The following is a 19877-nucleotide window of genomic DNA, read 5'->3' as shown; positions in this document are numbered from 1 at the left end:
ATCAATTGCCTCAACAGCTTCATCAACAACATGTGCAAGATGGTTTTCGGGAAGATAATCACCAACCGCGGCCGGAAACAAAAGAAGTTCTTTGTTGTTGTAAGGTCGGATATTTAACATTTTACACATCCTGATTTTAGTGTCGGTAAATCACATCTTTACCGTCACAAATATTATACTAATTTTTGTAAAAATGTCAAATATTTTGTGACGACATTACCGACGACAAAAAATCAGGGGTTGTCGGACAGCCACTCAACTCCGCCCCCTAAAGACTAAAGATAACTAAATCATAACTTAATAGAGAACCAACCATAATTATACAACATCATTACGGGGCTGTATAATTTACAACAATGTATGGACTATTGACTCCATTATCTGAAGTATAAAACTTAAGATAACCAGCAACATCATTATCAAGCGATACATTTAAACCATAATTAGAACTGGGATTTGCAACCCAATCTGCAACAGCTTGTGTTATACTGAAATATTGCCATCCGGTAGAACTTACTGGTTGAGTATCTAATGTTCTCAAGAAACTCGTTGGTCTATTATTCCAAGTAATTGTATTTACATCCCAATCATTTTGACATTGTCTAATTTTAACTTGAGCTGTTCCACCGGTACATGTTTGCAAACAATAAAGGTATAAAGTTGCGGAATTTATTGTTGAACCTGTAGGAATATAACCGGAAAGATCTATACCTAAATATCCTGAATACCACACATCAGCAGAAGAAGCAAATGCTACATTCATTAGTACTTGGCTATAATAGTTAGTATCCTTTGAATCTTCATTTACCCAAGTATCTCCAAAGGGTGTACTATCTGTATCGGCATTAATATAAATTGTTGTAGTTGTTGGAGATTTAGCCACAGTAATATATTGAGAATTACTCCATTCACTGTCACCATAAGCATTAGTTGCTTTGACCCTGTAGTAATAAGTTCCATTTGTTTTTCCAGAGATATTTTTTGATGTGCTTACACCTGAATACGCCTGTGTCGGACTACTAAACGAGGAATTATCATCTTCTTCTAATGTATAACTATCCGCTCCAGTAACGGAATTCCAACTTACTGTATAATTACCATCGGTATCCGGACTGCTTAAACTATTCAAACTTGGTGTATCTGGATGTATTCCTTTATTTACTGTAATATACTTATAACTACTCCAACTACTGCTTCCATATGAATTTGTTGCTTTTACTCTGTAATAATATGTCCCGTCTGTTTTACCTGTAATGTTTGTTGAAGTGTTTGCTTCTGTATAAACCGTTGTTGGACTTGTAAATGAAGAATTATCATCCTCTTCTAATGTATAACCTGTTGCTCCATCTCCAACAGTCCAACTTACAGTATAAACTCCATCTGTATCAGGACTGCTTAAATCATACAATATCGGTGTTGTTGGTAATGGTAAACTGAGGGTTATCGCATAATTTGATGTTTGATTCTCTACTACTTTTGCAGTTGTTTCACTATCAGTATATCCTGTTTTAGTAACTTTTAGGATATAATCTCCAACTGCTAAATCAGATATTGTTAATGGTGTTGTTCCTTTAAAAGTATCATTAAGATATATGTTCGCACCCGTTGGTGTAGATGTAACATAAAGAGCACCTTTTTTTTCAGTAGATTCTGTATAATCCTGTGCCCAATATCCTTCTGCAGTTACCTGTGGGAAAAAATCATATGAAATCCAAGCATAGCCATTATCACCGTAACTTGTACTCCAAGAATTAATAAACTTAAATGCTTGTTTGTTATCATTGTAACCTATAACGGTCACAGCATGCCAACCATATGTTTTCTCACCTAAACTGCTATAAACATAACTATTATTTTTAAGTCTATATGTAAGAAAGTTTTCACCTACTTTCATTGCTATTACTACTGGATAACCTGCTTTCAGAAATCTTTTCATTTCACTTGTATCCAAAATATTAACCCTTCTATACATAACAATTTTATATTTTGCTGCTTCGGTTTTTGCTTCTACACTGGGTTGTGTTAAATAATCTTTATCGTTATACGGCATAGTTATAAATGATGCACAACCCTGTGAAGATAAAATATTCAAAGCAGAGGATATAGTAGACCCTGCATCTTGCCCACCATTTATTTGATTGTATATATAAGCAGGACTAAATAAATGGTTACTTGTACTTAATCCCCAGTTTCTTTCAACCTGTTCTTGATAACTTTTTAATGCATATCCCACTGCCCAAGCAGTGCAAGAACCCTGTCCACCTTGGTTTCCTGGGGTAGGCATATTACTAGAAATGTCGCATTCAGAAGGCAATTCTGCAACTCCGCAGGGTGGTGCAGAAATCATCGGTATTTTTTCATAATCTTCCGGCGACAATGGAATGAGACCGAAAGAGTATTGGACTGTCTCTGTATTTGCAGTATTTTTAGCAGATACTTCCTCTTTTAATTTTTTGATTTTGTCTTTAACTACATTAACTATCCCAAACTTCAATTTTGCATCCATAACGGGAGCAGTAACAGTTGAAAATGAAAACGAAATTATAGTCAGCAAAGTAACAAATTTTTTTAATTTTCCAATACACATTTTAAAACCTCCTTGAAATTTATTTTTCCGAGTCAAAATAGATATTCACTCCAACATTTAATAGGTAATCTATACCTTCCACAGATACATCAGTTTTGTCGGATAATTTAGAATAACTTATGCCTAAATCCATATTTAAGGAAAGATTGTTTTTAATAAAATACTCTACGCCTATAAATCCAACACCGACATAACCGTCTCCAGAAACATCTTCTTGCTCAAATAATACATAGTTATGTTCCATTCCTATGTACTTTACTAATCTATCATCTGGATTAAAATTATAATACAATCTACCACCGTAAACATTTATTCCTTTACCAAAGGCATATCTTCCTTCAATACTAATATTTGTTGAAAGACCATATTTCAACGAAACATATGGATACCCCAATCCGATGCCCACTGTATTATCTAAACTCTCTCCAAATATATTTGTAGAAGCAATCCAAGTAAATAAAATAAGGAAAATAATTTTTTTCATACATACTCCTTGCCCCAAACAAAAAGGGGCACATATCCTTATCGGCCACATACCAGTAAATCCGATACTGACTGCCTCCCCTTTCCGTGTTGCCACGGAAAAAGAAACAGCCTTCCCCTTACTGGTATGTGAGAGGATAAAGACCTCTTTAAGAACAAGGCGTTCTCAAAAAATTATACTACAAATCAAAGACCATATTCACTGATATAATTATAACATCCAAACTTAAATTTGTCAAGTACTTTTTTCATTTTAGAATTTTTTTTTGATATAAGAAAAATAAATTCTATGACATTCTTGGAATTTTGAAGCTTTGTTTTTGACTTTAAGAAAATCTGTTCAAAAATACTACAAAAAACAAAGAACAATCAAAAATCTAAAAACAAGATTTTTATTTCTTTTTCCACTAAAAGTATAACAAAATTTCAAATTTTGTCAATACATTTTTACAAAGCAAAATTTAAGATAAAAAGAGCGGAAACGATGTAGATTAACGGATGGAGTTCTCTGGCTTTGCCGGTGAATATTTTTATGAGTGTGTAGGAAACGAACCCGAAGCCGATACCGTGTGAGATATTATAGGTAAGTGGCATTCCAATAATGGTGAGAAATGCGGGGATACCTTCTTCTGTTTTCTTGAAATCTATTCCTTTTATAGATGCCATCATTAAGAAACCGACGATAATCAGTGCAGGTGCAGTAACTGGATATTTATAAATACCATTGGCAGTTTGGTAACCACCGCCGATAACACATACAATCGGGATAAAAAATATAGACAGCAAAAACAAAACACCGGTAACAACGGATGTTTTTCCGGTTTTGCCGCCTTCTGCGACACCCGCAGCAGATTCAATATATGTTGTGATTGATGATGAGCCTAAAGTTCCGCCACAGACAGCAGAAAGTGAGTCAACAAGAAGCACATTTTTCAGTCGTGGCAGTTTCCCATTTTCGTCTAAAAAGCCGCCTTCTTCAGAAACGCCAATTACAGTTCCCATCGTATCAAAAAAATCAGTCATAAACAGAGCAAATATCATTGGCAGTAACGAAAATTTTAATGCACCTAAAATATCCGGTTTAAAAAGAACAGAAAAATCTGACGGAAACGAAAATATCTTTGTAGGAAGCGAGACAACACCGAACAAAAAGCCGACGACCGCGGTTAAAATTATCCCGATAAAAATTGATGCCTGAACCTTGAAAGTGAGCAAAACGCTTGTAATCAAGAGTCCGATAATTGTCGTCAACGCATAATTAGTTTTCAAGTTTCCGAGTGCAACAAGTGTTGCTGGGTCTTTTTCTACAATGCCACCTTGTGAAAGTCCAATGAATGCGATAAAGATACCGATACCGACGCCAATTGCAAGTTTTATCGGTTTCGGGATTGCATTCATCACTGTCTCTCGTGTTCTGGTGAGAACGAAAACAGTTACCATCAGACCTTCAACAACAATCATTCCCATTGCGACTTTATAAGGAAGCCCGAGTTGACCGCAGAGTGTGAATGCAACAACAGCATTAAGTCCCATACCGGGTGCTAATGCGAATGGATATTTGGAGTAGAGTCCCATAAAGATTGTCATCACTCCGGCACCGAGACAGGTTGCGAGTGCAACCGCTTCAAAGGGGACTCCTGCTGATGATAAAATCGCCGGATTCACAAAAATGATGTAAGCCATTGTAATAAATGTAGTTGTGCCTGCGATAATTTCAGTTTTTAAGTTGTTCATAATTTCGTCTCCACATTACCAGATTCATCAGACATGTTTTCATTGTTTTTATCGCAATAGGGCCCTGTTTTATTCCGCCAGTGTTCAGCATAGCCGGATTTTATCCAGTCAAGTGCAGATTGCTGTATCCCAACATCATAGCCCAGTTTTTGAGAAAGAAACCATTTATGTTTTTCAATTTCTTTTTTTTGCTGTTCAAAATCTGCTTTCATTTTTGCTTCACGCCATTTTTTGGAATGTTTCTGAAACCAATCGTCTAATGCAAAATCAATTCCGACATCCTTTTTTGCTTTTTCTGATAGAAACCATTTATGTGTCAGGACCGCATTGATTTCGTCAAAAGATAACTCATCAAGTTTCGGATTTTTTTCCATATAAAAAATCTTGTAACCACAAATGTAGTTGGTGATTTTTCCGCCATAGGCGGATCTGCCTTTGGCATGATAATCACCGTTTATTCGTGTTCGTTCGTGTTAATTCGTGGTTGATTTATAATCTTATCATCTTCCTTTCAGAATAGTCAGTAAAATTGCACAGAATGCGAGCACAAAAGTTATCACATACACCAACAGCACAATTTCTCTATGAGCCCAGCCGATATTCAAAAGATGATGATGAAAATGCTCTTTATCCGGCTCCATTATCGGTCTTCTACTTCTAAATCTTCTAAAAATAGAAAATGCAACATCCAGCACTGGCAACGCCACAACTATTATCGGGATAAAAAGCGCAACCACAGCAGTTGTTTTAAGCGTCCCTATAACTGATATTGCACCGAGCATAAAACCCAGAAACTGGCTACCTGAATCACCCATAAATATTTTTGCCGGATGAAAATTATGGTATAAAAACCCGATACAAGTTCCAACGAGTGCGGCGCATAAAATAGCAGCCAGTTTCAACTGTTTAGCCACAAGAACTATTTTTGTATCACTTTGCAGAACTGCAACAACAAAAAAGGTTGATGCGGCAATCGCTACAATACCCGTCGCAAGTCCATCAAGCCCGTCAATAAGATTGATAGTATTCATAAAACCAATCAGCCAGAAAACGGTTATTATCTGACTGACCAGCAGCGAAAAATTTATATAATCACTAATAAATGGAAATGTCAATCCTGAGATATTCACACCATAATTTATGACTGCAAGCGCTGCAATAATCTGAACTAAAAACTTTGGCAATGGCGGTACATTTTTTTTATCGTCCCATAATCCGAGCAAAAAAACGATTGTTGCGCCAACCAGAATCCCTATAAGTTGATTATGCAGTGACAGGATGCCGACCAATTCTTTTTTTACAAATATTTTCTGACGGAATGCAAGCAGGATGTTAAATCGTGAAAGAAAATGAAGGACAAAAAGCCCACTCAAAAAACCCAAATATATCGCAATCCCACCCCAGCGAGGCATATATTTAGAATGTATTTTTCGGCTATCAGGTTTATCAATCACACTAAATTTTTTTGCAAGCAATTTAGCAACCGGTGTCACAACTAATGAAACAACCAGCGCAACACTGAATGCAGTCAGATACAGATATATCATAATCGTTGTAATCTTTCTTTATATATTGGAAATTTATCACAAAGTTTTTTTATACCGGTTTTAATCTCGTAAAGTTTTCGGGCATCATTTTTATGGATTACAGCTTCTTTTATAAAATCCGCAATCAACTGCATTTCTTTTTCTTTCATACCTCTTGTAGTAACAGTGGGTGTGCCAAGCCGAATACCTGAAGTGATAAATGGTTTCTGAGTATCGTAAGGAATAGAGTTTTTATTGACGGTAATACCAGCTTTATCAAGTATTTTTTCTACTTCCAGTCCGGTAAGTTTTTTAGGGCTTAAATCAACAAGTAAAAGATGAGAATCTGTTCCACCTGAAACGATTTGAAACCCATTTTTTTTAAGCGATTCGGCAAGTGTTTTTGCATTATTCAAAACCTGTTGTTGATATTTTTTGAATGCAGGTTTTAATGCTTCACCAAATGCAACCGCTTTCGCAGCAATTACATGCATTAAAGGACCGCCTTGTGTACCTGGGAATACCATTTTATCAATCAAGGTTGCATATTTCTTTTTACACATAATCATACCGCCCCGAGGACCTCTTAATGTTTTATGTGTTGTTGTTGTTACAAAATCTGCATATGGAACTGGTGAAGGATACAGTCCCGTCGCAATCAAGCCGGCATAATGTGCAATATCAGCCATCAGATATGCATTCACCTCATCACAGATATTTCTGAATTTTTGCCAATCAATAATTCGTGAATAGGCAGAAGTACCAGCAACAATCAGTTTAGGTCTATGCTTTTTAGCAAGCCGACGTGCTTCCTGGTAATCAATCAACCCGGTTTTTTTTGTTACACCGATTGGCACTGTCTTAAAGTATTTCCCGGAAAAACTTGTCGGATGTCCGTGTGAAAGATGACCACCGTGTGAAAGATGCATTCCCATAATCGTATCACCAATATCCAGCACTGCAAAATATACTGCCATATTTGCTTGAGTGCCCGAATGCGGTTGAACATTTACATGTTCGCAATTAAAAAGTTTTCTGGCTCGGTCTATCGCTAGTTTTTCTACAATATCTACAAACTGGCAACCGCCGTAATATCGTTTTGACGGATACCCTTCAGCGTATTTGTTTGTTAGAACCGACCCTTGTGCTTCAAGCACTGCTTCGGATGTAAAATTTTCAGATGCAATCAATTCCAAATTCTCCGATTGCCGTTTTGTTTCTGATTGTATTGCTTCCCAAACAGCATAATCCGTTTTTTTCAAAGACATTGATTTTTCACCTTGACTTAATTCATATTAATTCGTGATATTTGCTTCTATTCGTACGCCTTTATTCGTGGTTCAAAGTTTCATAAACTTTTCTATTTCTTTTTTTGATATACAACCTTCTCTTAACAAAATATATGGGAATTTGGTTACATCCAGGACAGTTGATGGTTTTTTTGAGCCGATTTTTCCGCCGTCTATTAGAATATCAGTATTCCGCAATATTTTTTTGTCAATTTTGTTAATTATACAACATTCCTTTTTACCTGTCAAATTTGCACTGGTTCCTATCAAAGGACAGTTCATTTCTTTTAATATAGAAAGCAAAACTTTATCGTCAGGAATTCGGACAGCAACCGATTTTTTACCGCCTGTAAGCATACAACCAAGTTCATTCGTTTCAAACACAAGCGTCAGATGACCAGGCCAGAATCTTTTTGCTAATTTTTTCGCACCGGTTGGCAATTTTTTAATAATTCGTTTTAACTTTGAAATATCATCCACAAGAATAGGCAATGGTTTATTATACTTTCTGCCTTTTATTTTGCAAATTTTGTTCACACTTTCCCAGCAGAATGCATTTGTGCCAATACCATAAACAGTATCAGTCGGGAAAACAGCGATTTTGCCGTTTTTTAACTCGCTGGCAATTTTTTTAATTTTTATTTTATCCAATTTTTTTAATTTATAAATTTTCATGTTTTCGCTATGCTCACCGAGAATAAATTCTCGGCTACACTATGGTTTGAATTTGCGCCATTGACAGCAGGTTGAAACCTGCTATTCTGCAAATTTTTTTTTAAGTTCTATACGAAGCGTTGACTTTTATATATCCTTCACTAAAATCACAGGTATAAACGGTTGCTGTTTTATTGCCAGTATTCAAATTTATATTCACAGAAACATCCTTTTTAGAAATTATTTTTTTTACTTTTTCTTCTGAAAAATTTGTAGGCTGTCCTTTTCTGAAAACACAGAGATTATCAAACGCAATATCAATTCGTTTTGGGCTTATATCTATACCGCTTCTGCCAATAGCGGCGACAATCCTGCCCCAGTTGGCATCGTTGCCATAAATTGCGGTTTTGACAAGTGGTGAGTTGGCAACTGTTTTTGCTATTCGTTTAGCATCAGTTTCAGTTTTAGCATTTTTTATATTCACAGCAATAAGTTTTGTAGCGCCTTCACCATCACGGGCAAGCATTTTTGTAAGTTCAAGACAAACTTTCGTTAATTTATTACAAAATAATTCAAAATTTTTGTCCTCAGAGATAATTTTATTCTTTGCTTTACAATTCGCCAAGATAAAAACAGAATCATTTGTTGAAGTATCTCCGTCAATGGTCAAACAATTGAAACTTTTCTCAACAGCAATTTTTAATGCTTTATTAAGAGCAGATTTTGTGATATTGGCATCAGTTAAAATGAAAGAAAGCATCGTTGCCAGGTTTGGCTCAATCATTCCACTGCCTTTCGCACAACCCCAAATAATAACATCAGAATTGAGAATTGAGAACTGAGAACTGAGAATTTTAGGGAAAGTATCGGTGGTCATAATGCCTTCAACTGCAGAAAGTTCTTGAGTTCTTGAGTTCTTGGGTTCTTGGGTTAATTTTTCAATACCATTTTTTATTTTATCCATCGGTAAAAATTGACCAATAACACCGGTTGAGGCAACCAAAATATTTTCTGGTTTCACATTTAAATTTTTTGCTGTCAATTCACACATCTTTTCAGCATCTTTAATTCCTCTTTTACCTGTACAGGCATTGGCACAGCCAGAATTGACAACAATTGCTGAAATTTTATTTTTTATATTTTTTTGTGAAACAATTACAGGCGCTGCTTTGAAAATATTTCTTGTAAACATTCCCGCCGCAACACATGGCTTTACAGAATAAAAAAGTGACAGGTCCTTTTTCCCGTTCTTTTTTATCCCGCAATGTATCCCATCAACAAAAAATCCTTTTGGCAAATCGCTCATTTTTTATTAACTATATATTTCTTTTGTTTCTCAAAAAGTTGTAGTTGCGCATTTATATTTTTAAACTCGTAATCTCTTATTTTCAACCTATATTTCTCGTCAATTTTCCCGTTTTTTAATCTATTAATGATCATTTTGTGATATTTCTCATCTGTTTCAGCAGAAATATATTGTCTCTTTAATATTTTGCAGATTTCTATTTCAGAACCACTTCCACCAAAAAGAATCAAGACAACATCTCCATATTGTGTACATGATTTAATTAACATTTCAGAAAGTTTTTGAGGGATTTGACAAGCGTGGAATGTTTTTTCCTTGCTTACATTCTTTACCAAATCAAAATAAAACCAATCGTAAGGCATTCTTCCCTTTGAACCGTTTGCCAAATTTTGTAAGATTCGTTTGTCAGTGGGATTTTTATAAGGGACTGCTATATTTTCCTTATAAAATTTATTGTTTTTTGTTTTTATGCAATGTAAAATACTTCTATGGGCGGTAGTAAATCGTTTCGGCGAATGTCCAACATTGGTATTATAAACCCAGATATAATCAAAAACATTATAACAAACTTCATCTAAATATTTAACTCGTAAATAAGCGTTTTGTCTTGGATAATTGATTAAAAACATATTTCCATTATCTTTAAGAACCCTGATAGATTCTTTTGCTAATTCAATATACCACTCAATGTACTTGTCAAAACTTCTCGTATATGTTTTATCTCCATATTTTACTCCAACATTATAATCTGGATCACCATAAACCATATCAACAGATTTATCTGGTAATTCCTTTAATAAGTATAAAATATCTTTTAGGAAAACTTGATTTAGATATTTTTCTAATTTTTCATTACTCATTTTCGCATGGCATCCAGTCAATACCGGCTTTCTTCATAAAACTTTTTAGCCTGTCTGGATTTTTTACTTTTTCTATAGCTTCCTTGAGTCTGTTATCATCGTTTTCTTCTGCAACATATCTAAGAAAATTAAACAAAAATGCTCGGCCTTCATTGTCCCAGTAAACAATATCTTCCATAATGAATAGCCACTTCACAACTTTTAAGACAATTTCAATTTTTGCGCCTTTTTGAAAAGATTTATTCAGCGCAGGATATTTTTTCAATACCTTATCAACATCACTTTCAGCACAATTATATATCTCAGTAATTGCATTCAACAAATCTTTGAAACTCTGTCTATTTTCATTTTTCTTTTCTCTTAAATCTTGAGCAATTTCAAGATGACTTCCTTCTCCCAGTCCAAAATCAGTTACCACATCAACCTTAAAATCAAAATTCTTTTTGTGACCTGGTCTTGCAATAAAGAAATGCCCATTTGGTAGATTTTCTACAGGATATCGGAACGTTACACCTTTCCCTTTTTTATGATATTCTGTTGTAATAAATGTATCAACAACCTTTTTTACTATCTTATGACGAGATAAACTTCCTTTGATTTCGATCAATTTTCCTGTAACGATATTTTTTTGCTTTTTCATATATCTCCTTTTCTCATACCAGTCCTTCTTTTTCGTCTAAACCGAACATTATATTCATATTCTGGATTGCTTGACCTGCGGCGCCTTTGACAAGATTGTCAATCGCTGATGTAATTATTAAATTATTTGTTCTTGTGTCCAAATTTATTGCGATATCGCAGTAGTTTGTATTGACGACATTTTTTGTACAGGCAACATCAACAATACGGATAAATGGTTCTTTCTCATAGCATTTTTTGTAAATCTGCACTATTTCTGACGCCGAAATTTCTTTTTTTAACTGTAAATAAATCGTTGAGAGCATCCCTCTCTCCTGTGGAAGAATGTGTGGCGTAAAAGAAACCGTGAACTCGCGAACTCGTGAACTCGTGAACTGTTTTAATTCCTGTTCTATTTCAGGGATATGCCTATGGATACCGCCTGTTTGATATGCATAGCAATTGGGCTCTTTGTAGTTTTTTACAAACTCTCTGCCACCGCCTGAATATCCGCTTTTTGAATCAATAATTATATTTTTTGTATCAATAATTTTTTCTTTAAGAGCAGGATAGCAACCTAAAATTATACTCGTTGGATAACAGCCGGGATTAGCAATTAAATTAGCAGTTTTGATTTTGTCTCTATAAACTTCAGGCAGTCCATAAACTGTAGTTTTTAGAAGTTCACAATTTATATGTTTTACACCATACCATTTTTCATAGATATCTGGATTTTGCAGACGGAAATCAGCGCTTAAATCAATTACTTTTTTATTGTGTTTAACAAATTTTTCTACAAACTGCATTGAAACTTTATGCGGGAGTGCAGTAAAAACTATATCGGCAATTTCTGATATTTTTTTAATATCAACATCTTCACATAAAACATCCATGTCAATATATGAATAGATTTCCGAAATTGGAACCTTTGTTCCATCCATTTTATCAGAAAGTGAAACAATTTTTACTTTTGGATGTTTCAATAATAATTTTATCAGTTCTTCTCCTGCACAGCCTTTAGCACCAACAACAGCGACATTTATCACTCGCTTCGCTCCTTTAACACAAATTAGCCACGAATTTTATCACGAATATTCACGAATATTACTTCCCGAATACCTCCGAATGTCAACCGAATATAACCGAATTATTCGGTGGCAATTCGATTTTTTTATTCGGTGTCGTTATTCGTGATTTAATTCGTGTGATTCTATTCGTGTTTTTTAGAAATCAAGACGGTAATTTCACCTAAAATTTTTTCAGGCAGTTTATATTCTATTTCAGACAACTTCCCTCGGATAAACTCTTCAAACTTTTTTGTTAACTCTCTTGCAATTACAATATCTGTATTAGCAGGCATTATTTTTGAGATTATTGATAATGTATTTTTCAACCGGTAAGGTGATTCGTAAAAAATTATTGTTTTATTAAGTCCTGCAAACTTCTCAAAAATTTTTTTTATTTTATTTGATTTCCTCGGCAAAAAGCCCCAAAATATAAAATCATCCGATGGCAAGCCGCTGGCAGAAAGTGAAGCAATTATTGCGGATACACCCGGGACAGGTACTACTGAAATGTTTTCTTCAATTGCTTTTTGGACAAGAAAAAATCCTGGATCAGATATGCCGGGTGTTCCTGCTTCAGAGACAATTGCGATGTTTTTGTCTTTCTTTAACTCATCAATTAAAAATGGTATTTTTGTGAACCGATTCTGTTCATAAAAACTTGTGAGTGGTTTTGATATATTATATGCTGATAGCAGGATTTTGGTTCGGCGGGTATCTTCACAGGCAATCAGGTCAACTGCCTTAAGCACCTCAACTGCTCTGAATGTGATATCTTTAAGATTACCGATTGGCGTTGCAACAACATAAAGAACTCCGGACTTCATGGGTTCGCTTCCATTGTTTGCGGTTCTGTTTTTTTCTTTTTTTCTTGTTCAAGCACTCTTAAAAATGCAGCAACGATTTTAGGGTCAAACTGTGTGCCGGCACCTTTTTTTAATTCTTCAATCGCAGTATTTTCTAAAAGTGCTTTTCTATAAGGTCTATCTGATGTCATAGCGTCATATGAATCAATCACTGCGACGATTCGGGCGCCTATCGGTATTTCTTCACCAACAAGTCCTTCAGTATAGCCACGACCATCAAACCATTCATGATGATATAGAATCAACGGTGCAATTGGCGCAAGAAATTCAATAGGTGCTATTATTTTTTCACCAATTACAGGATGTTTTTTTATTTCGTTTCTTTCTTTTTCAGTAAGTGTTTCTTTTTTTAATAAAATTTCTTCTTTGATACCTATCTTGCCAATATCATGCATCATAGCAGCAAACTCAATATGTTTCACCATTGATTTCGGCAGATGCAATTCTTTGGCAACAGCTTTAGCATAATATGCAGCACGAGAAGCATGTTCTTTTGTATACGCATCTTTAGCGTCAATTGCTTTTGCAAGTGTCTGCATTGTTTCAAGATAAAGCCGATGCAGGTTCTGATAGAGTTCTATATTTTCTATTGTGATTGCTGCCTGACCTGCCAAAAGTTGTAAAAGCCGCAAATCACGTTCGTTAAATTTTTCAGTTTCTTTTTCACGATTGACATTAAGCACACCGATGACTTTATTTCTTATTTTGAGTGGGACTGATATGAACGATTTAGACGAGTACCGCACATTTTCTGCTCGGAAAAACCGCGGGTCTCGGTCAATATTTTCAACAAAAATAGGATTCCCATCACGGGCAACCAGTCCTGCGATACCCTCGCCGATTTTAAGCCGTGTGGTTTCAATCACCTCTCTTGTAAGCCCGCGGGCTGCAACAATTACAAGTTCGTTTGTGGTCTCATCAATCAACATTAAGGAACCAATACTTGTCTTGAGAACTTTTACTGCATAATCCACAATCATTTTTGATAGTGCCTGTTTGTTATGCTCAGGCGAGTATTTCAATCCGAATTCGTGAAGGTCAATCAGCATATTGATGAGACTGTCAACAGACGCGACACTGTTTGTATATTTTGATTTTACTTCGTTTATTTCTCTTTTAGTGTGATACAGAAGTTGTAACTGTGATTTATATCTATAAAAAAAATATAGTCCTATACCGACGGCCAGCAGAACCAGAAACAATTCAATATACATAAAAATAATGTTAAAGGTTAAAGGTTAAAGTTAAAATTTTATAATTTGAAACCAGACGATATTTTATTTAACTCTGTTGTGATTTCATTTATCTGTTTTGATATTTCTGAAAGTTCTACAGCGGTTACATTTTTCTGTGATATTTGTTGTGAAATCGCAGTCAGTTTTTCCTCAATTATTTTTGCAGTATCTTTATCTGTTAAAACCTTTTTCTTAATTTCTGAAATCATATTGTTAAACTTATTCTGAAGATCAACCAGTTCATCACCACTTCTTAAATGCACCTTGTATGTCAAATCACCACTGGCAATGATATCGCATGATCTTTCAAACTTAAATATTGGACCTGCAAATTTATGTGAAACGAAAATTGATATTATAGCAACAATCACAAGCAACACCGCAAGTTTCCCAAGCATAAGATTGTTTATCTTTACCATCATCGGGAATAAGTCAGGCACATTTAATTCTATAATTGCACGACCAATAGTATAATACACATCCCACCCAACCGTAAAAGCGACAAGCAACATTGCTACGATAACAATAGCAATATATTTGAACTGCAACGCCCTTTTAATAATAACGATTCGCCTTTTGTACTTTGGTTTTTGTTCCATAAAACCCCCTGATAAGGCAAGTTAAAGGTTAAAGGTAAAAATCAGCAGATTATATGATATTAAAAAAATTACAAAAAGTCAAGAAAAAAAATTATTTTGGTATATCAGGTTCCCAATTAAATTGTTCCCACGGAGTTAAAGGAAGGTTGATTTCTTTTGCAATCTCAGGATATTCCAATAATCCGTAATTATATGCTGAATTTGTTAGTTCAGAACAGTACCAACTATCAGGATTGTTATCCAGTCCATCTTCAATTGGATGATTGAACTTTTTGCTGTGCTGTTTTATCGCAAATTCAACTATTCTGTCTCGTATTTTTTTCTGTTCTTTTTCTGGGAGTGCTCTATAAGAAGGCGAGGAGTTTAATACTGAGGTTGAGCGTTCAACTCTGAATTTTTGCCAGGCGTAATCTCGTAAGTCGGTATATTCCACTTTTTTCAGCACAATTTTTTTATTTTTTGTTTTATAGTGCTCGTTCTCCGCACCTATAATTTTGTACCTGCCATCTACTGATATTGCCACATGATGCGGATTAAAGAGTTCGTTTGGGTCGGGTGAGTTTCTGAAAACCAAATCGCCTTTTTCAAGAGAATAGAGACAGATGGCGAGATGGAAAAATAGAAAGATGGAAAGATGGAAAGATGAAAAGGAAAAGCTATTGCCTAACCATCTTACCATCTTACCATCTATCCATCTAGTAGTTAGCCAGCCTGTAGTATTTTTCATTCGTTTTCAATCATTTTTTTATATTTTGAGTATTCTTTGGGATATTTTTTTCTAAGCGAGTCATAATAGGCGTTTGCTTCTGCTTCGGTTCTAAATTGTTTGTGTTTTCCTGTATCTTCACCACTTTGTTTTTTTTCCATCAATTTTTTCAGTTCTTGCTCCTGCTGTTTCGGCGGTAGTTTTGAAATGTTTTTGTATTCTTTCTGATAGTAGTTCTCTGCTTTTTTTAGTTGTGGTTTTAATGTATCTATTTGTTTTTGCATTCTTTTGAGTTTTTGCTCTTGTTTTGCATCTATCTTTTCAGAATGCTGTTCGTAATATTCCATCTGCTGTTCTATAATATCAACTTCTGGTTGAATAAATGTTTCAAACTTTTTTTCTGGTGGTGTAATTATTTTTTGCTGAATAAAAAAATAGGCACCAAAAAGCAGTGCCAATATAATGAAAACAAAAACAATTTCACTGAATTTCATTTAGAAAGATGCTTTACCACAAACAGCAGACTGTGAAACCCTTTTTTCTATTTTAGGTGTTCCACCCCAGAATGAAAGTTTTCCTAAATCAAAAACTTTCAGACGATAGTTGACGGTAACCTCATCGCCTGCAACCATTCCTACCCTTACATTTTTATGTGTAATCGTTATATTTGATGTATTAAACTTAGGCCAGCCCGTAGTAAAATACTTCATTACTTCACTACGGGCATTTGTCCATGTAACCCGGCGGGTTGCCATCAGGAACGCACCGTGTCTCGCTGCTTGATGCAGTCGCATATTAACGATGAACATTCTCGCAATCGTGATTGTGCCTGTGATAAAAAGCGGAAGCACAATCAACGCAATCAGAAATTCAGCAAATGCCTGACCTTTAGAGGCAGGGAACAGGGAACAGGGAACAGGGAACAGTTTTTTCATTTTTAATTACTTTAATGTGCTAACATTGGTGGTCGGGTTACTGGCACAAGCCGTGCATCAAACTGCGGCCATAGAGCTGCGGGTTCAAGTCCCCAGCCATAAATTCCTTCGCTTCTATTTCTCGGAAAACCGCCGTTATGAAACCAACCAGAAGCATTTTCTTTCACATTTAACCATACTTTTGCCTGTGCGATTGCTCGTGCGTTTGCGGGTCTTCTCAAACCAATCAATGATGCTGCAAATGTTTCATTCTGTTTCTGGACTGTCCATACAAATTCCTGTTGCGGTTGTGCTTTTCTGTAACTGTTTTCCCATTTCCGACAGTAATAAGCAGGATTAAAAGTTTTTTTAAATGGTGGCCATGGTACCAGCATTGAAATTTTTCCTATCTGCACATATTTGAATATAAGAAACTTCATTTTTCTGCCTTTTAAAGCAGTTCCACTCCCGCCTTTAACAAAACTACCAAATCCGCTTGCTTTACTATCGTTTAATTTTGTTGCTCTGACAGCAGTCAGATAAGGCGCACCACCAGCACCTTGATTCAGCGCCTTTAATCCAGTTACTATACCTTGATATATAGAAATTTGCTCTTTTAGCATTGCACCTAATTTTACATTATGATTCATATAAAGTGTAGCAAAATGCGTTGATGCGTTCAGCGGTGACATCGCATTATAAAACGCAGCACGACATCTCATTGCGGAAAGTGCGGCGGCATCTGCAGCTGTTTGCATTTTCTGACGGTTAAATTCCAGTATACCGAGATTCCAGACAAGAAACGAAAACATTGACAAAACCAGCACTGTCAGAGCCACCAGTGGCAGAATTTGTCCTTTAGAGTTTTTCAATATTCCCATTTTAACCTTTTACTCTGTACATCATCAAATGTCGTTTGATAAGTTTTCCTGAAACAGGATCAACTTTTAATCCCAATGTTTCAAGCACAACCAATCCTAAAAGCGGCTGTGATTTTCTTGCACCAAAAGCTACTGTAAAGGTACGGCTTTTCCCATTTAATTTTATAGTTGCTTCACCAAATTTAAAAACCTTAGTTTTACCGTCGGCAAGTTCAAAATTGTCCTTGTCTATTGGCTTTATATGAAGTGACCTCAAAATCTCTTCTGGCACAATTGAAATTGTTGCTCCCGTATCTACAAGAAACTTTATTTCTTTTGTTCGCCTTGTTACAGGATTAATTAACTTTGTTTTGACAAATACTTCGCCCATTTTAATTTGACCTCGGTATCGGGTTCGGAATCTCTGTTTGCATTCTTGATGTAACCCGTATTGGTACTCCGGCTTTGAATGCACCATATGCAAAAAGCGGTCTGTAGAAATATGTCACTGTAGCATTAACCGCCTGAATTTTTAAATCGCTTTGTTTTAACGGAAAAAAAGTTGACGGCGGGTTTTTTGATTGTATATTTGTTTTCCTGGTTGTTACAAGACAGGGCGCGCCAAGTGTTCGCATTGTAATATAATTTGCTGCAACAGTAGCGCTTTTTCCGACGGATTCTGCGCGAGCAGCGGCAAACGCCGCACCGTGCAGATGAAACATCGTCCACGAAAGCCGCGCTATATCCATTATCCCGAAGATAAGTGCAAGTGAAATTAAAGCAATTAAAACAAATTCAACCAGTGTCTGCCCTTTAGAGACAGCGAATAGTGAATAGCGAATAGCGAATAGTTTTTTGATATTTTTAATTTTCATTTTAACTTTTAACTTTTAATTTTTAACCTGCTTTTTCACGGGAGCATTCCTTGAACACCCGCTCTTGAAGTTGAAGCACTCCTGTAAACATTTCTCAATCGTGTCTGAAAAAATCTGGTTCCTACCCATGCAACTGTAACACAAAGCAATAATACCAATACATATTCGGTCATTGATTGACCTTTATTATTCATAAAAAAGGAACTTGCGTGTGTAAAGACAGAGGTTGTCACAGTGCTACGCCTTTACACACGCGTTTATAGTAGAAACAAAAAATTACTTTTTCGTTGCCTGGTCTAATTTTTGACCGGCTTTATTAAATGCGTTTTTTACTTTACCGCCGAACAACTGCACTGCAACATATGCAAGTAGTGCAATCAGGAATACCAACAGCACATATTCAGTCATTCCCTGTGCTCGCTCGTCTTTCAAGAACCGTTTTAGCATCTTTTCTCACCTCCTGTATTATTTGGTTTTGTTCAATTTAGCCACTGAAGACACTGATGATACTGAATTTTTATTTTTGCCGACTGAAGAGGCTGTGTCGTAACCCACTTTTTTGTCATTACGAGGGCTGATTTATCAGCCCGTGGCAATCTCGTTCCGACGAGATATATTTTATGAGATTGCTTCGCTAACGCTCGCAATAACATTACGACACACCCTCTGAAGTCGGGTATAAATCTTTTTTTTACTCCCCACTTTAGTGGGCTTGTTTATTTTTCAGTGATTTCAGTGATTTCAGTGGTTTTCATCTTCAATTAAACACTACCTAATTATTTCTTTGTTGCTTGGTCTACTTTCTGTCCAGCTTTGTTGAATGCATTTTTTACTTTACCACCGAACAACTGAACTGCAACATATGCAAGTAGCGCAATCAGGAATACCAACAGCACATACTCGGTCATTCCCTGTGCTCGTTCGTCTTTCAAGAACCGTTTTAGCATCTTTTCTCACCCCCTTTGAACGGCAGGTAGAAGGTAGAAGGGTAGAGGTAAGAAGGTAATGTTTTACCTTCTTACCTTTTTACCTTTCTACCTGTCTACCTGTCTTTTTAATGTTGAATTCCAGGATGCTCATCACAAATTCCGGAAACTTTGTTCCCTGCAGAAATAAAGCCGTAGCGGATTCTTTTCCCGAATGTCTCAACTGCCAGATATGCAAGAATAGCAATCAGAAAAATAACTAAAATATACTCAGTCATAGATTGTGCTTTGTTTGTAATTTTTTTCATAGATTACCTCATTTTACTATTGCAAGTTTGCCTTGCGATTTTATGTCGGGATAACCATTTTTCTTTGCTCTGATTGTATAAATATATACTCCGCTTGCAATGTCGGAAATATTCCATGGATATTCATAGACATATTTGTCGTTGATAACAGATGGCTGTCCATAAAGCTCTACAGAATGGACAGGTTCTGCGGCTATATTATACAAAAAAATTTCAATTTTGTCAGCTACCCCAACTTCAATATGTATTTTTGGATTCGTTCCTCGCTTCGCTGGATTTGGATATGCGTAGACTTCACCTTTCACAAAACTTGCATCAGGTGGAGGTGCTGAAATAACTGGTTGATACACAATCGCATAAATTGAAAAATGTAGAACATTCGCAGAAACGGTTTTTGCGTCGGTATCAACTTCGCTTTCAAGAACTTCATAATCATTTGTTGTTTCATTAAGAAGATATGCGATTTT

At 35.7% G+C, this 19877-nt stretch carries 25 protein-coding genes; all 25 read right to left on the bottom strand.

All coding sequences use genetic code 11. The features are described from left to right. Nucleotides 1–331 precede the first annotated feature (331 nt). On the bottom strand, nucleotides 332–2587 hold the full coding sequence (locus AB1349_08110) for a DNRLRE domain-containing protein (GenBank protein ID MEW6557303.1): 2256 nt from the start codon (nucleotides 2585–2587) through the stop codon (nucleotides 332–334). A 19-nt stretch (nucleotides 2588–2606) separates the two neighbouring features. Further along, the gene (locus AB1349_08105) at nucleotides 2607–3071 is read right to left on the bottom strand and encodes a hypothetical protein (GenBank protein ID MEW6557302.1); all 465 of its coding nucleotides are present in this window, start codon (nucleotides 3069–3071) and stop codon (nucleotides 2607–2609) included. 446 nt (nucleotides 3072–3517) lie between these two features. Further along, nucleotides 3518–4804 carry an NCS2 family permease gene (locus AB1349_08100; protein MEW6557301.1) on the bottom strand — a complete coding sequence of 429 codons (1287 nt, stop codon included), beginning with the start codon at nucleotides 4802–4804 and terminating at the stop codon, nucleotides 3518–3520. Next, nucleotides 4801–5178 (bottom strand): DUF4032 domain-containing protein, encoded by a 378-nt coding sequence (locus tag AB1349_08095; protein MEW6557300.1) that lies wholly within the window; start codon nucleotides 5176–5178, stop codon nucleotides 4801–4803. Before AB1349_08095 ends, AB1349_08100 begins: the two co-directional genes overlap by 4 nt. A gap of 126 nt (nucleotides 5179–5304) precedes the next feature. Next, complete coding sequence (locus AB1349_08090; GenBank protein ID MEW6557299.1) at nucleotides 5305–6351, bottom strand: MraY family glycosyltransferase; 1047 nt, start codon at nucleotides 6349–6351, stop codon at nucleotides 5305–5307. After that, nucleotides 6348–7598 carry a serine hydroxymethyltransferase gene (glyA, locus tag AB1349_08085; protein MEW6557298.1) on the bottom strand — a complete coding sequence of 417 codons (1251 nt, stop codon included), beginning with the start codon at nucleotides 7596–7598 and terminating at the stop codon, nucleotides 6348–6350. Before glyA ends, AB1349_08090 begins: the two co-directional genes overlap by 4 nt. 72 nt (nucleotides 7599–7670) lie before the next feature. Beyond that, nucleotides 7671–8294, bottom strand: a complete 624-nt coding sequence (locus AB1349_08080) for an L-threonylcarbamoyladenylate synthase (protein MEW6557297.1) — start codon at nucleotides 8292–8294, stop codon at nucleotides 7671–7673. 100 nt (nucleotides 8295–8394) lie between these two features. Beyond that, nucleotides 8395–9579 carry a bifunctional glutamate N-acetyltransferase/amino-acid acetyltransferase ArgJ gene (argJ, locus tag AB1349_08075; protein MEW6557296.1) on the bottom strand — a complete coding sequence of 395 codons (1185 nt, stop codon included), beginning with the start codon at nucleotides 9577–9579 and terminating at the stop codon, nucleotides 8395–8397. After that, the gene (locus tag AB1349_08070) at nucleotides 9576–10439 is read right to left on the bottom strand and encodes a site-specific DNA-methyltransferase (GenBank protein MEW6557295.1); all 864 of its coding nucleotides are present in this window, start codon (nucleotides 10437–10439) and stop codon (nucleotides 9576–9578) included. Before AB1349_08070 ends, argJ begins: the two co-directional genes overlap by 4 nt. Then, nucleotides 10432–11079: a hypothetical protein gene (locus tag AB1349_08065; GenBank protein MEW6557294.1), complete on the bottom strand. Its 648-nt coding sequence runs from the start codon at nucleotides 11077–11079 to the stop codon at nucleotides 10432–10434. Before AB1349_08065 ends, AB1349_08070 begins: the two co-directional genes overlap by 8 nt. A gap of 13 nt (nucleotides 11080–11092) precedes the next feature. Beyond that, complete coding sequence (argC, locus tag AB1349_08060; GenBank protein ID MEW6557293.1) at nucleotides 11093–12103, bottom strand: N-acetyl-gamma-glutamyl-phosphate reductase; 1011 nt, start codon at nucleotides 12101–12103, stop codon at nucleotides 11093–11095. 164 nt (nucleotides 12104–12267) lie between these two features. Continuing rightward, complete coding sequence (rsmI, locus tag AB1349_08055) at nucleotides 12268–12948, bottom strand: 16S rRNA (cytidine(1402)-2'-O)-methyltransferase (GenBank protein MEW6557292.1); 681 nt, start codon at nucleotides 12946–12948, stop codon at nucleotides 12268–12270. Continuing rightward, nucleotides 12945–14201, bottom strand: coding sequence for an HD domain-containing phosphohydrolase (locus AB1349_08050; GenBank protein ID MEW6557291.1), 1257 nt, complete (start codon nucleotides 14199–14201; stop codon nucleotides 12945–12947). Before AB1349_08050 ends, rsmI begins: the two co-directional genes overlap by 4 nt. Nucleotides 14202–14239: 38 nt before the next feature. Beyond that, nucleotides 14240–14821, bottom strand: a complete 582-nt coding sequence (locus AB1349_08045; GenBank protein MEW6557290.1) for a methyl-accepting chemotaxis protein — start codon at nucleotides 14819–14821, stop codon at nucleotides 14240–14242. 91 nt (nucleotides 14822–14912) lie between these two features. Further along, nucleotides 14913–15548 carry a hypothetical protein gene (locus tag AB1349_08040; protein ID MEW6557289.1) on the bottom strand — a complete coding sequence of 212 codons (636 nt, stop codon included), beginning with the start codon at nucleotides 15546–15548 and terminating at the stop codon, nucleotides 14913–14915. Beyond that, nucleotides 15545–16021 (bottom strand): hypothetical protein, encoded by a 477-nt coding sequence (locus AB1349_08035; protein MEW6557288.1) that lies wholly within the window; start codon nucleotides 16019–16021, stop codon nucleotides 15545–15547. Before AB1349_08035 ends, AB1349_08040 begins: the two co-directional genes overlap by 4 nt. Further along, nucleotides 16022–16462 (bottom strand): TadE family protein, encoded by a 441-nt coding sequence (locus AB1349_08030; protein ID MEW6557287.1) that lies wholly within the window; start codon nucleotides 16460–16462, stop codon nucleotides 16022–16024. Between the two features lie 11 nt (nucleotides 16463–16473). Continuing rightward, entirely contained in the window at nucleotides 16474–17322 is an 849-nt protein-coding gene (locus tag AB1349_08025) for a pilus assembly protein TadG-related protein (GenBank protein MEW6557286.1), read from the bottom strand. A gap of 1 nt (nucleotide 17323) precedes the next feature. After that, on the bottom strand, nucleotides 17324–17692 hold the full coding sequence (locus AB1349_08020; GenBank protein MEW6557285.1) for a clan AA aspartic protease: 369 nt from the start codon (nucleotides 17690–17692) through the stop codon (nucleotides 17324–17326). Between the two features lies 1 nt (nucleotide 17693). Further along, a complete protein-coding gene (locus AB1349_08015; protein ID MEW6557284.1) occupies nucleotides 17694–18176 on the bottom strand; it encodes a TadE family protein in 483 nt (160 codons plus the stop codon). Between the two features lie 35 nt (nucleotides 18177–18211). After that, nucleotides 18212–18370 (bottom strand): hypothetical protein, encoded by a 159-nt coding sequence (locus AB1349_08010; GenBank protein ID MEW6557283.1) that lies wholly within the window; start codon nucleotides 18368–18370, stop codon nucleotides 18212–18214. Between the two features lie 82 nt (nucleotides 18371–18452). Beyond that, nucleotides 18453–18623 carry a Flp family type IVb pilin gene (locus AB1349_08005; GenBank protein MEW6557282.1) on the bottom strand — a complete coding sequence of 57 codons (171 nt, stop codon included), beginning with the start codon at nucleotides 18621–18623 and terminating at the stop codon, nucleotides 18453–18455. Between the two features lie 329 nt (nucleotides 18624–18952). Continuing rightward, nucleotides 18953–19123, bottom strand: coding sequence for a Flp family type IVb pilin (locus AB1349_08000; protein MEW6557281.1), 171 nt, complete (start codon nucleotides 19121–19123; stop codon nucleotides 18953–18955). Between the two features lie 107 nt (nucleotides 19124–19230). Beyond that, nucleotides 19231–19410 carry a hypothetical protein gene (locus AB1349_07995; protein ID MEW6557280.1) on the bottom strand — a complete coding sequence of 60 codons (180 nt, stop codon included), beginning with the start codon at nucleotides 19408–19410 and terminating at the stop codon, nucleotides 19231–19233. Between the two features lie 8 nt (nucleotides 19411–19418). After that, nucleotides 19419–19877 (bottom strand): hypothetical protein (locus tag AB1349_07990; GenBank protein ID MEW6557279.1); only part of this gene is annotated, 459 nt, incomplete at its 5' end.

This window comes from Elusimicrobiota bacterium (assembly GCA_040757695.1).
Taxonomy (GTDB): domain Bacteria; phylum Elusimicrobiota; class UBA8919; order UBA8919; family UBA8919; genus JBFLWK01.
The sequence above is the reverse complement of the archived record's forward strand: the minus strand, read 5'-3'. Positions and strand labels throughout refer to the sequence as shown.